The 12,680-nt window shown below is 47.2% G+C and carries 7 protein-coding genes; all 7 read left to right on the forward strand.

Translation table 11 applies throughout. The features are described from left to right. Window positions 1–400: 400 nt before the first annotated feature. The 7 genes from ACQCVH_RS16955 to ACQCVH_RS16985 all read left to right on the forward strand — a co-directional run bounded on the left by ACQCVH_RS16955 (window position 401) and on the right by ACQCVH_RS16985 (window position 12,601). Window positions 401–2,020: a diguanylate cyclase gene (locus tag ACQCVH_RS16955; RefSeq protein ID WP_426836803.1), complete on the forward strand. Its 1,620-nt coding sequence runs from the start codon at window positions 401–403 to the stop codon at window positions 2,018–2,020. Next, window positions 2,020–3,066: a HEAT repeat domain-containing protein gene (locus ACQCVH_RS16960; RefSeq protein WP_426836804.1), complete on the forward strand. Its 1,047-nt coding sequence runs from the start codon at window positions 2,020–2,022 to the stop codon at window positions 3,064–3,066. Before ACQCVH_RS16955 ends, ACQCVH_RS16960 begins: the two co-directional genes overlap by 1 nt. Then, on the forward strand, window positions 3,066–4,478 hold the full coding sequence (locus tag ACQCVH_RS16965) for a glycosyltransferase family 2 protein (RefSeq protein ID WP_426836805.1): 1,413 nt from the start codon (window positions 3,066–3,068) through the stop codon (window positions 4,476–4,478). Before ACQCVH_RS16960 ends, ACQCVH_RS16965 begins: the two co-directional genes overlap by 1 nt. Then, the gene (locus tag ACQCVH_RS16970; protein ID WP_426836806.1) at window positions 4,475–7,729 is read left to right on the forward strand and encodes a hypothetical protein; all 3,255 of its coding nucleotides are present in this window, start codon (window positions 4,475–4,477) and stop codon (window positions 7,727–7,729) included. The genes ACQCVH_RS16965 and ACQCVH_RS16970 overlap by 4 nt, the downstream gene beginning before the upstream one ends. Then, window positions 7,726–8,097 (forward strand): response regulator transcription factor, encoded by a 372-nt coding sequence (locus ACQCVH_RS16975; protein WP_009795029.1) that lies wholly within the window; start codon window positions 7,726–7,728, stop codon window positions 8,095–8,097. The genes ACQCVH_RS16970 and ACQCVH_RS16975 overlap by 4 nt, the downstream gene beginning before the upstream one ends. Beyond that, the gene (locus tag ACQCVH_RS16980) at window positions 8,084–10,951 is read left to right on the forward strand and encodes an ATP-binding protein (RefSeq protein WP_426836807.1); all 2,868 of its coding nucleotides are present in this window, start codon (window positions 8,084–8,086) and stop codon (window positions 10,949–10,951) included. The genes ACQCVH_RS16975 and ACQCVH_RS16980 overlap by 14 nt, the downstream gene beginning before the upstream one ends. A gap of 261 nt (window positions 10,952–11,212) precedes the next feature. Further along, entirely contained in the window at window positions 11,213–12,601 is a 1,389-nt protein-coding gene (locus tag ACQCVH_RS16985) for an L-cystine transporter (protein WP_426836808.1), read from the forward strand. The last annotated feature ends 79 nt before the right edge of the window (window positions 12,602–12,680 follow it).

Consider the following 12,680-nt stretch of genomic DNA (forward strand, 5'->3'; position numbering starts at 1 on the left):
CCAAACCGACAATATCATCTTGTTGACAAAAAACCGCTTTTAGTGACAGATTCAGACAGAGGGAATAATGGTAATAATCTACCATCTTTTCAGGGCGGCATATTGACATCTGCATCTTGTTTGATTTTTCGGTATACTCAAAGCAAATGACTAAAATATATATTGACTTCATATGACAGGAATCATATATTTTAATTGGCTTGCTATTCTGTGTTTCGACAGAAAATGCAAGGAGGTATTTTAAGAATATAGAACACTGTGATCAGCGGTTGTTATCTGGGTACTATAAACCGCTTTGAGAAAGTAGTGCAGCCGGCCAATTTATCAATGAAGGCTGGTTTTTATTTTGGCCGGGGCCTCTGCTTCCTGGCTGATGCTTGGGATGAAAGAGGTGCTTATAATGAAGCTTGATAAATATAAAACTTTATTGTTTCAAAAGATTAAGAATCAAATGACTCTGTGGTTTGAACAGGAAGCGGAAACTCCTGTGAGTAACGAGGATGTCTACCGGTTCCTTCACTCCATCAAAGGGACAGCAGGAACCCTGCAGCTCGTCGGACTCCATCAGGTGGCAGGCAAACTGATGGATCAGGTGGAAAAGAGCAGTGAAAAAATATGGGAGAACCGGGAACTGCGTGACTTTTTATATGAACTGATGGGCCTGAGCTATGAGTATGAACATTTCCAAAGGGAAGAGGAGAAACAAAGTCTTCCAAGGGATGAAAATATGCCATTGATCCAGGTGATTGATGATGACGTCTCCATGCTGATCCTCCTTAAAGATGCACTGGAAAGCAAGGGCTGGATGGTGATGGCCAATACCGAGCCTGAAAAAGCTGTCGACCAATTCTTTGATATGAATCCCGACTGCCTCATCATTGATGTTAATCTTCCTGGCAAAAGCGGTTTCCATGTGCTTGAGGACATCCAGAAGCATTCGAATAAAAAGTTTATTCCAAAGCTGATGATCAGCATAATGAATGACAGAGAAACAAGGATCAAGGCTTACAGGCTGGGGGCAGATGATTTTATTTCCAAACCCATTGACCTGGAGGAATTCCTTATAAGGATAGAGCGGCACTTGGAGAGGAAGCAGATATTTGACCAGTCTGTCCTTATTGATGAACTGACGCAGGTATACAACCGCAGGTTCCTGAAGGATTCTCTTAAACGGTATTTGAAGGAGCTTGAACGGAACAATCAGTATTTTTCTATCGCCGTCCTTGACCTGGACCATTTCAAGCAAGTGAATGATAAGTACGGCCATCCGGCAGGAGACCGTATCCTGTCGGAGTTTGCCCAGTATCTGAAGGATCATGTCAGGATAGGCGATATTGTGTTCCGGTATGGAGGGGAAGAGTTCATCCTGCTGCTTCCCCGCACAAATGACCGTGACAGCAAGGAGGTCGTCTTAAGGCTTCTTTCCGGCTTCTCAAGCCGAACCTTCATAGAAGGCGGGGAGGAATTGAAAATGACCTTCTCGGCCGGTGTATATATGGTCCATGATCCTTCTGCTACTGTGGCAGAAGCAATCAAGACGGCCGACCAGGCTCTATATGAAGCAAAACGGAACGGCCGGGCCAGGGTGGAAAGTGCAAATAAATTGATCGGCGGCCATACAAGGAAGGTTCTGAATGTATCTGTCATTGATGATGATGCAATCATCAGGACCATGCTGATGAAAATCCTGCAATCCATGGAATTCGAGCATACCAGCCTGGATATCCAGGTATATGAGGATGGACAGAAGTTCCTTCAATCCGGCCGTATGGAGCAGAAAGGGGAGCACTTCCTTATTTTGGACGGAATCATGCCTGTTATGGACGGAACTGAAGTTCTCCAGAAGGTAAAGGAAAACCGGAATGCTAGCCGGGTCCATGTTTTAATGCTGACAGGCAGAAAAACGGAATACGATATTGCCAGGGCACTGAAGCTGGGGGCAGATGATTATGTGACAAAGCCGTTCAGCATCACTGAGCTGCAGGCAAGAATCCAGCGCCTGATCCAGAGGATGTCGTAATGAGACTCGATCAGGAACTGTTTTTTCTCGCTGCAGCGGCCCTTTCTATTACAGGAATATTGACAGTCATACTGGTGTATCTCGTGATTAGAAAAGGATTCGAAATATCAGCAAGGCGGAAGGTTGAAGATTGGAAGCAAAAGCTGAACCTTCCGCTGTTTTCTTTTTTATATGAAGGGAAGCAGCTGGAGGAAGATGCCCTGGCCGACCGGGCAAGCCTGCTGGCTGCTGAGGAGCTCCTTGGTCATTATGCGGATATCCTTGAAGGGGAGCAGGAAAGGAGAAATCTTTCCTTGTTTGCAGAGTCCTATCTCAGCGGCCATTATGCCAAAGGACTTCAAAGCCGAAGATGGAGTACACGGATAAATTCGCTTTATCATATAGAGGATTTCCATTTGAAAAGTCTGGAGGGGGAAGTTCTTCGGATTGCCGAAAGCGGGAAAAGCACATCCTCCGAAAAGGTTCAGGCCTTCAAAATCCTGGCTGATTTCCAGAGTGAGAAGCTGTCCGTGCTGCTGGAGTCCCACAGCTTGCCGTTCTCTGAATTCGATCTCAGGAATATTTTAATGCGGCTCGATGGCAAAATTTTTGACCGGTTTGTTGAAAGCTTCAGAACTTCTCCTGAAAGGCTGCAGCTTGCTGTATTGGATGTGATTGCTGTCAACAAGCAGCTTGGTTATCTTCATTTTGTGGAAGAGGTATTCATGTCGGAGGCGGGAGAAATGAGGCTCCGGGCATTGAAGGCATTGGCTTCAATAGGATATACAGAGAATATAGCCCCTTATGCGGAACTTGCTGAATCTTCCAGCTGGCAGGAGCGGATGCTTGCCGCCAAGCTTTTCGGCAGCATTAAAGACGAAGGGCTGCTCCCAAGACTGGCAGACATGCTGCATGATCCCTCCTGGTATGTAAGATCACAGGCGGGCCAGTCTATTTTGGCTTTCTCAAAGGGGAAAGAGGTATTGCAGAAAGTGATTGATGATTCGCATGATCCTTATGCCAGGGATATGGCCTGGGAATGGATGCAAAAAGGGGAGCTGCGCTGATGCTGGCAGAATTATGGGGAAATGCAGCTTTGTTTTTTGGCTGGTTCATTGCTGTTTATATGGTGATTGTCATCGTTTTTTACACAGTTGTTCTTGTTATTTCGATGGTTCAGCTGCGCAGGGAATACCGTCTTAAGCGGGACCGGATCTATGAGGAATATATGAGTGAGATTTATACAAAGCCCGTTTCCATCATAGTCCCTGCCTATAATGAAGAAGCAGGGATCATCCAGAGTGTCAGATCACTTCTGAGCATCACCTATCCTGAATACGAAATCCTCGTTGTGAATGACGGATCCAAGGACGGGACGCTGGAGAAAATGATCGGCCACTATGAAATGAAGAAAATAGACAAGGCTGTCAGAAGGCAGGTTGAAACGAAGGAAATAAAAGGGATTTATCAGTCGCGCCTGCTGCCTAACCTATATATGATCGATAAGGAGAATGGAGGAAAAGCCGATGCGCTCAACGCCGGCTTGAATATCTCCCATTATCCTTATATCTGTTCCCTGGACGGGGATTCTGTCCTGGAGCATGATGCGTTCCTTAAGGTGATGAAGCCGATCATTGATTCGAATGAAGAGGTGATTGCATCCGGAGGAAGCATCAGGATTGCGAATGGCTGTGAAATCAAGGATGGAAACCTGCTGAAGGTAGGGCTTGCCAGGGAACCGCTCGTCATCATGCAGATCATTGAATACCTGCGGGCTTTTCTGATGGGCCGCATCGGGCTGAGCCGTCATAATCTGCTGCTGATCATTTCGGGTGCATTTGGCGTTTTTTCAAAACGTTGGGTGCTGGAGGCAGGCGGGTACAGAACCGATACTGTCGGCGAGGATATGGAGCTTGTGGTCAGGATGCACCGGCTTATTAAAGAAAAAGGGCTGAAGAAGCGGATCGTCTATGTCCCCGACCCGGTCTGCTGGACGGAAGTGCCGGAAAGCGCGACTTTCCTGAGGAAGCAGAGGGGCAGGTGGCACAGGGGGCTGTTCGAAAGTTTGTGGACTCACCGGAAGCTGACCTTTAATCCGAAATATGGGGCAATCGGGTTCATCTCCTTCCCGTATTTCTGGGTTGTCGAATTTTTCGGGCCGATTGTCGAGCTGCTTGGCTATGCCTATGTGGTGCTGTCACTGTTCCTTGGGGGGATTTATCTGGAGTTTGCCATTCTGATCTTCCTGCTTTCCTGCCTCTACGGTTCTATTTTTTCAATGGCAGCGGTTTTGCTTGAAGAATGGAGCCTGCGCAAGTATCCGAAGGTGTCTGATTTGCTGAAGCTGTTCTTCTACTCTCTGACAGAAACCTTATGGTATCGCCCTCTAACAGTATTTTGGAGGTGCGAGGGCATCTGGAAGCTGATCAGGGGAGATAAGAGCTGGGGAGAAATGAAACGAAAAGGTGTGTCTGAATGAAAAAAATGTTTACGAAATCACAGGCTGCCGTATTCGGTGTGGTCGTCGGCATTCTTTTGCTCCTGACAAGTCCTTTCTGGCTGTGGCAGCTCGCACCGGACAAGACGCTAGAGGCATTGATCATTGATAAAACCGTGCCTGATGAAACTTACCGGGAGCATAAAGGCCTTGTCTGGATTCTGAACAATGGCAAATGGCAGAGAAGAAATGGCGAACCATATGAAGTGAAGAGCGACTACAGCGGGTTTAAGCCGTTTGGGGAAGATGAATATAAGGTAAAGCCACTCCCGCAAAATCTGGAAAAATATGATCTCTTTTATCTTGCTGACCAATATGGTGTTTACGAAGAGGAGTTTTTCGGCAGCAACAGTCTTGGCGAAAGATCGGACAGCATCTATGGAGGACTTCAGTCTGAAGAGGCTGACAGGCTCCGGGAGGCCCTTATAAATTCAGAAGGGAAGACACTTATAGCTGAATTCAATACCTTTGCCGATCCGACCGATGATGATGCCCGTGAGAAAATCACTGCGCTTTTAAATATCAGCTGGAGCGGCTGGATAGGCAGATATTTTCCTGACTTATCATCTAATGAAGTCCCTGTCTGGGTAAAGGAACAGGAAAAAAGCTGGGATTATGAAGGCCCTGGCCTTGTACTGGTCAACAAAGACAATCATATTGTTGTATTCGGCGAAGAGGACCTCGAGGGAGAAGGCGCACTTTTCAGCTACACGGATGCAGGGGAAAAGGAGCTGGATGTAAAAGGGGAGTCCCGCTATTCATACTGGTTTGATATCGTTGAAGCCAATGATCAGGAGGAAGTACTGGCAACCTATCAGCTTCCCCTTAAAAAGGGAGCAGAAAAAGAACTGGAGGGATACGGGATCCCATCCGTCATCCCGGCTGTCATCCAGCATGTGAATGCAAAATATTCTTCCTATTATTTTGCAGGGGACTTTGCGGATGAAGCGGAGGTTCCCGGTATTTATCAGACAAAGGGTCTCGATGTCTGGAAAGGGAATTTCAGCTCACGGGATTCTTTCTATTGGAATACGTATGTCCCGTTGATGAAAACAATTCTGGAAAGAGGCACCGGCCTGCATCATGAGCAGGAAAAGCCGGAAATTGCCGAGCAGAACGGGATCATAACGAACAGCAGGACCGGAAGCGAGTATATTCAAGTCCGTAAAGACGGCAAGTGGGAAGATCTCCTGGTCAAAGGCGTTAACATGGGCATAGCGAAGCCTGGCTCATTTCCAGGGGAAACAGCGATTACAAAAGACGAATATCTTCGCTGGTTCAAGGCAATAGGTGCCATGAATAGCAATGCCGTCCGTGTATATACCCTCCATCCGCCAGGTTTCTATGAAGCTTTTTACGAATATAATCAAACTGCTGAACACCCGCTGTATTTATTCCATGGAGCGTGGGTGAACGAAGAGAATCTTGTCAGTGAACAAAATGCCTATAGCAGACTTGTAACAGATAATTTTAAAACTGAATTGAAGCATATGGTGGATATTGTCCACGGAAACGCAAGCCTGCCGGAACGGCCGGGCCATGCTTCAGGGGAATATAAGTATGATATATCGGAGTATGTGCTGGGATTCATGATCGGGATCGAGTGGGATCCTGAAGCAGTCTTACAGACAAATGCAGGCAATGAAGGGAAGGGCTCTTTTTCCGGGAAATATTTTCAGACTGAAAATGCCTCCCCGTTCGAAGGCTGGATCGCCCGGATGATGGATTATACGGCAGAGTACGAATCAAGGCAATATGGATGGCAGCATACAATGAGCTTTACGAACTGGGTGACCACTGATCTCCTGGACCATCCGGCCGAGCCTTCGGAGGATGAAGATAAAGCGGTCGTGGATCCGAACCATATCCTGCCTGCAGATGGCTTTAAAGCCGGGATGTTTGCATCCTACCATATTTACCCTTACTATCCTGATTTCCTGAACTATGAAAAGGAGTATGTGAATTATATAGATTCACATGGCGAAAAAAATAACTATGCCGGATATCTGAATGATTTGAAGAAGGTCCACTCTATGCCTGTCCTTGTGGCTGAGTTCGGCGTTCCTGCCTCAAGGGGAATGACCCATGAAAATGTAGACGGGATGGATCAGGGACATCATTCTGAAGAAGAGCAGGGTAAGATAAACAAACGCCTTTTCGAATCGATTATGGATGAAGGCTATGCCGGCGGCCTGGTGTTTACATGGCAGGATGAGTGGTTCAAGCGGACATGGAATACGATGGATTATGACAATCCGGACAGGCGGCCGTTCTGGTCCAATATGCAGACGAACGAGCAGCACTTTGGGCTGCTGGCGTTTGAGCCCGGCAAATATGAAGCTGGCATCTATCCGGATGGTCTGACAGGCGATTGGGATAAGCTTGGTGCAGAGCCCCTCTTTAAAAGCAGCCAAAAAGAAGATGCAATCAAGGCTTTATATGCGGCATCCAATGAAGAATATCTTTACCTCCGCCTTGACTACAGCAGGCCGCTGGACTGGGGAAGGGACAGCACGCATCTGCTGCTTGATACTATCAAGGATCAGGGGCAGAGCACTGTCCCGCTTGGAAACGAAGCTGAAGCTGCTGCCGATTTCGGGGTCGATTATTCTATTAATCTTTCAGGGGAAGATACATCGAATATGATGGTAGACAGCTATTATGACACTTTCTATTATCAGTACGGAGAGCTGCTGAATATGCTCCCGGAAAGACCATATGCAGCTCAAAAGGATAATGGGATTTTCCATCCGATCAGATTGGCTTTGAATAAAGAACTGACGATTCCATCTACCGGAAAAACCCTTCCGTTTTCTTCTTATGAAACAGGGAAACTTATGTTCGGCAATGCCAATCCGGAAAGTGAAGATTTCAACTCCCTGACCGATATAAGTATAAGTGATGACAGGAAAACGCTGGAGCTGAGGATTCCGTGGCTGCTCCTGAATGTAAAGGATCCAAGCAGCCGGGAAATACAGGGAGACCTTTGGCAATCCGGCCTATCCGGAAGCAGCATCATCGAGTCTATCACAATAGGTGCAGCCGTCACAGAAAATGGAAAATTGGCAGGCACCGCTCCGGCAATGACTGATGGAGTAATAAAGGAAGAAGATTCTTTCAAATATTCCTGGAAAAGCTGGGAGGAGCCGCAATACCATGAAAGGCTAAAGCAGTCCTACTGGATCATGAAAGATGCATTCAGTAAAGCAGCTGCTGGAGGAGGAGCGAAATGAACAGAATTTTACTGGCAGAAGATGAAGATATACTGAGAATGCTGATTGTGGATACGCTGGAAGACGGCGATTTCGAAGTGGATGAGGCAGCAGATGGACAGGAGGCGCTGGATTTATTTCAGTCAGGAGATTACAGCCTCCTGATCATTGATTATATGATGCCTGTATACACGGGGCTTGAGGTCATCGAAAAGATAAGGGCCAATAGTGAAAAAAATCATGTCAAGATTCTCATGCTGTCAGCAAAAAGCCAGCAGTTTGAGCAGGACAGGGTGCTGGAAGCAGGGGCCGATTATTTTATGGCCAAGCCGTTCAGCCCGCTTGAGCTCCTTGAAAAGGTAGAGGAAATACTGAATGAAAATCAATGATTATTTTAAAAAGAGTCTGTCAAGGCAGTTTGCCGGATTAATGGGTGTCTTTATTCTCTTTTTCATTGCCGGCACGATTGTGCTCGTTATCCTGCAGCAGAACCTCAGCGATTCTTATAATGAAAAGCGGGCCGAACTTGTACAGAAGGAAGGGCTGGTCCAGGAAATTGACAGCACCTTCAACCGTGTATTCTTCGACGTAAGAGGCTACTTGGCGTTTGACAACGATGATATGAGGATCAGCGCGCAGTCCAAACAGCCGGAGCTGAGGAAGATGGGCAAGCAGCTTGATGAGCTTGCTGTCTCCCTGGATGATAAGGCATATGCTAGGGAAGTAAGAGAGTTCATAGACTACTATTTTATTGAAAAGCTTCCCATAATTGTAAACTATTTTGAGGCTGGAAGAATAGAAGAAGTCAAGAAAGTGGCAAGCACAGGAGCGACTGCGAGGGTGAACTCCTTCCAGGATGATTCTCGGAACTACCTTAATGGTATAAACGACCAGCTTAATGAAGAAGCAGCAGGCCTGATGAAACAGCAATCGTATATCCAGTTGGGCTTTGTTTTATTCAGCTTTGTCATCCTTGTCCTTTTGGCCCGGATCACCAGGGTAATGTTCCGAAGAGTCGGGCAGCCGCTTGCTGACTTTGCAGCTGCTGCTAATGAGATTGCGGCGGGACGCGAAGCAGAGATAACCGTCGAATCGAGCCGGGAAGATGAACTCGGTGCATTATCGGTCGCTTTCCAGAAGATGGTCTGGAGTGTGCAGGACAAAGAACAAGACCTTACAGCCCAGAATGAAGAGCTGCTGGCACAACAGGATGAGCTTCAGGCCCAGCAGAGTGAGCTTGAGGAGATGCTTGAGACCCTGCGGGAGAACGAGTTGAAGCTGAAGCGGAGAAACGATCTGACTAACGGAATCTCCAGCTCCCTGGATCTGCAGAGTATTCTTGACAGCATTGTGGTTAATATGTGCGGGGTCATCAGTGCGGACCGCGGGATGATCGGGCTCCTGAACACTCAGGCAGCTGCTGCATACGGCATTTCTGCCGCCGGGGTGGAGCAGTATATGAAGCATATCGAAAACGGGCTTCATGAAAGGCTGATTCAAACTAAGAAATCCTTTGCTGTAAAGCGGGAGCTGCTGGCAGAAGAAAAGGGCTATCATGAAGCAGTTGCATACAGCTATGACTTATATCTCCCTGTCATTTCCTCAAAGGATGAGGTTATGGCAGTGATGCTGTTCAGCCGCTTCGGATCTCCTTTTTCGGAAAAACAGATGGACGAATATGAAGCATTATCCAGACAGGTTGGAATCAGCCTGGATAACATCAGCTTATATAATCAATCGGAAGAAGAGAGGAAGCAGAACAGAGATATTCTGAATACTGTCCAGGAGGGTATCCAGATGGTGAGTGATTCCGGATCCATCCTGCAGGCGAACCGCCAGCTGGAAGAGATGTTTGCCTGCCCGGGTGCTGCGGGAAGACTCGAAAATCTCCCTTGGGAAATCTGGTCGGCAGAAATGGCAGATAAGGTCGAGCAGCCGGATGAATTTTTGACTTTCCTTCAAAATGCGGTTCATAGTGACAGCTGTGAGATGGAGAGCATTATCTATAAGATGAAGCAAACGGGGCAGGTCATCAAGATGTACTGTGAAGGCCTCGGGCAGGATAATGAAAGGATCGGCACTGTGCTGGTTCATCGCGATATAACAAAAGAATTTGAAGTCGACCAAATGAAATCCGAGTTTGTGAGCACGGTCAGCCATGAGCTGCGCACACCGCTCGCGAGCATCCTCGGCTTCACCGAACTGATGCTGAACAGGGAGCTGAAACCGGATAAGCAGAAAAAGTATTTGACGACAATCTACAATGAAGCCAGGAGGCTGACTGCACTCATCAATGATTTCCTTGATGTCCAGCGGATGGAAGCCGGAAAACAGACATATGAGAAGAAGTATCTCAGACTCCTGCCGATCATTGAGCAGGTTATAGAAAAACAGCAGATCAATACAGATGTCCACAAGTTAAAAATTGATGACCGATCTGCAGGAAATGATGTTATCTTGGGCGATAAGAGCAAGGTTGAGCAGGTATTCACCAATCTGATATCCAATGCTGTCAAATATTCTCCAGGCGGTGGAGATATTATCATCAGGCTTTATCAGGAAGATAAGTCTGTTGTGGCAGAAGTGGAAGATGAGGGGCTCGGTATACCGGAGGATGCGCTAGATAAACTGTTCACCAAATTCTACCGTGTGGATAATTCCGACAGGAGAAGGATTGGCGGAACAGGGCTCGGGCTTTCGATTGTCCAGGAAATCATAAAGGCGCACAGCGGCAGCATTTCAGTGACATCTACCTATGGAAAGGGCAGCAAATTCACGCTCTCATTTCCTCTCATTGAAACGGTAGAGCCTAGAACAGCACCGGTGCCAAAAACATCTGCAGAAGGCTACCGCGTTATGGTAGTGGAAGATGACCAAAGCCTGGCAGAGCTGATCATCCAGGAGCTGTCTGATAGCGGGTTCCAGGTGGTTCATTATAAAAAGGGACAGGAAGCTTTGGATTTCCTTGCCCGCCATACACCTGATGCAATCGTGCTTGATATCATGCTGGAGGAAGAACAGGTGGATGGCTGGAGGGTCATGGAGCAGATGAAGGAAAATGACAGGCTTAAGAACATACCCATCATTGTTTCCACGGCTCTTGATGAAAAAGAAAAAGGCTTCTCGCTTGGCGCGATTGATTATTTGGTCAAGCCTTACAAGCCGAGCCAGCTGTCCAGGGCAATCATGCAGACTCTCCTGAAAATCGGCAAGGTTGGGCAGATACTCATTCCTGAAAAATAAGAACAGACAAAAAAGCACCCCCGCTGCAGGATCTGCCTGAGGGTGCTTTTTTATTGTCCCAGCCTCATTAATTTATAGAAGTCCTCTTAGATAGATGCAATCTTAACCAAGCTGCAGTGCGCATATATTTGCTCAAAAGCTCATATATAAGAAGTGCTTTAAAAAATATTGAAAGAAAGGAGGATATCCCAACAATCCCGATTTGACAGATGGGAATAGATGAAATAAAGTGTGTTTATAGAAAATATTAGGAGGGATAGCATGTCTGCGGTATATATTATAGTGAATATTGCCATTATGCTTTTATTGTTTTATGGGCTGTATGTGATGCAGAAAAAACATATATCGTTCTCCAAGCGTGTATTCACTGCACTTGGAGCAGGGATTGTATTCGGTTTTGCCCTGCAGTTCATTTACGGATCCGGTTCGGAAGTAATAGCCGAGTCGGCTGACTGGTTCAATCTAGCCGGGGGAGGGTATGTCAGATTTCTGCAAATGATTGTCATGCCGCTCGTTTTTATTTCGATCCTGGCTGCTTTTACGAAGCTGAAGCTGACCAATAATATTGGAAAAATCAGCACGCTGATCCTTGGTATCCTGGTTGGGACCACGGCGATTGCAGCTGCTGTCGGCATCACTGCCGCCCTTGGCTTTGATCTTGAGGCAGTCCAGATTACACAGGGAGAAGCGGAATCTGCAAGAGCTGAACAGCTTGAGCAGCGGTACGGGGAAATCCAGGACCGCACTTTCCCGCAGCAGATACTTGATCTTCTGCCTGCCAATCCATTTCTGGATTTCACAGGTGCGCGGCCTACATCCACCATATCTGTTGTCATCTTTGCCGCCTTCCTGGGGATTGCCTATCTTGGCGTAAAACGTAAAACACCTGAGCATGCGGAGCTTTTTGCGAGAATAGTAGACTCTTTTTACAGCATTATCATGAGGGTCGTTACATTGATTCTCCGCCTTACGCCATACGGAGTTCTGGCCATCATGGCAAAAACCGCGGCCACCAGCGATCTTGATGCCATCCTGAATCTTGGGAAATTTGTCGTTGCTTCCTATGCAGCGCTCATCGTCATGTTCCTGATTCACCTGCTGCTGCTGATATTGGCAGGCCTGAATCCTGTCACTTATATGAAAAAAGCCTTCCCGGTCCTGGCCTTTGCCTTCACATCCAGGACGAGTGCAGGTGCACTGCCGCTGAATATTAAAACACAGCGGTCACTCGGGGTATCTGAGGGGATTGCTAACTTCTCAGGTTCATTCGGCCTTACTATCGGCCAAAACGGGTGTGCCGGGATCTATCCGGCGATGCTGGCAGTCATGATTGCACCTACAGTAGGAATCGATCCGCTTTCACCGTCATTCCTGCTGTCTGTAATCGCCATCGTCGCTATCAGTTCTTTTGGTGTGGCAGGTGTAGGCGGCGGCGCTACCTTTGCAGCACTGCTTGTCCTTTCAGCACTCAATCTGCCGGTAGGGCTTGCCGGCCTGCTCATCTCCATTGAGCCTCTCATTGATATGGGGCGCACAGCGGTCAATGTTTCCGGAGCTATGACATCGGGCATTCTCACAAGCCGTGTGACCGGGGATATTGATACTGCTGCTTATAATGATGCCACTAATAAAATTGAAGCAGAAGCTTAATTGGAAAGGCCGGGGGACTCCCTCGGCTTTTTCTGTATAAAAACGAAATGAGTGGCAGAAGAACGCATGCCCCATTACA

The sequence above is a fragment of the Bacillus infantis genome (assembly GCF_050107595.1).
Lineage (GTDB): Bacteria > Bacillota > Bacilli > Bacillales > Cytobacillaceae > Bacillus_AB > Bacillus_AB infantis_C.

Excerpts from the sequence above, each read along its gene's own strand:
- ACQCVH_RS16955 (WP_426836803.1), top strand. The coding sequence starts at position 401 with ATGAAGCTTGATAAATATAAAACTTTATTGTTTCAAAAGATTAAGAAT.
- ACQCVH_RS16960 (WP_426836804.1), top strand. The coding sequence starts at position 2,020 with ATGAGACTCGATCAGGAACTGTTTTTTCTCGCTGCAGCGGCCCTTTCT.
- ACQCVH_RS16965 (WP_426836805.1), top strand. The coding sequence starts at position 3,066 with ATGCTGGCAGAATTATGGGGAAATGCAGCTTTGTTTTTTGGCTGGTTC.
- ACQCVH_RS16970 (WP_426836806.1), top strand. The coding sequence starts at position 4,475 with ATGAAAAAAATGTTTACGAAATCACAGGCTGCCGTATTCGGTGTGGTC.
- ACQCVH_RS16975 (WP_009795029.1), top strand. The coding sequence starts at position 7,726 with ATGAACAGAATTTTACTGGCAGAAGATGAAGATATACTGAGAATGCTG.
- ACQCVH_RS16980 (WP_426836807.1), top strand. The coding sequence starts at position 8,084 with ATGAAAATCAATGATTATTTTAAAAAGAGTCTGTCAAGGCAGTTTGCC.
- ACQCVH_RS16985 (WP_426836808.1), top strand. The coding sequence starts at position 11,213 with ATGTCTGCGGTATATATTATAGTGAATATTGCCATTATGCTTTTATTG.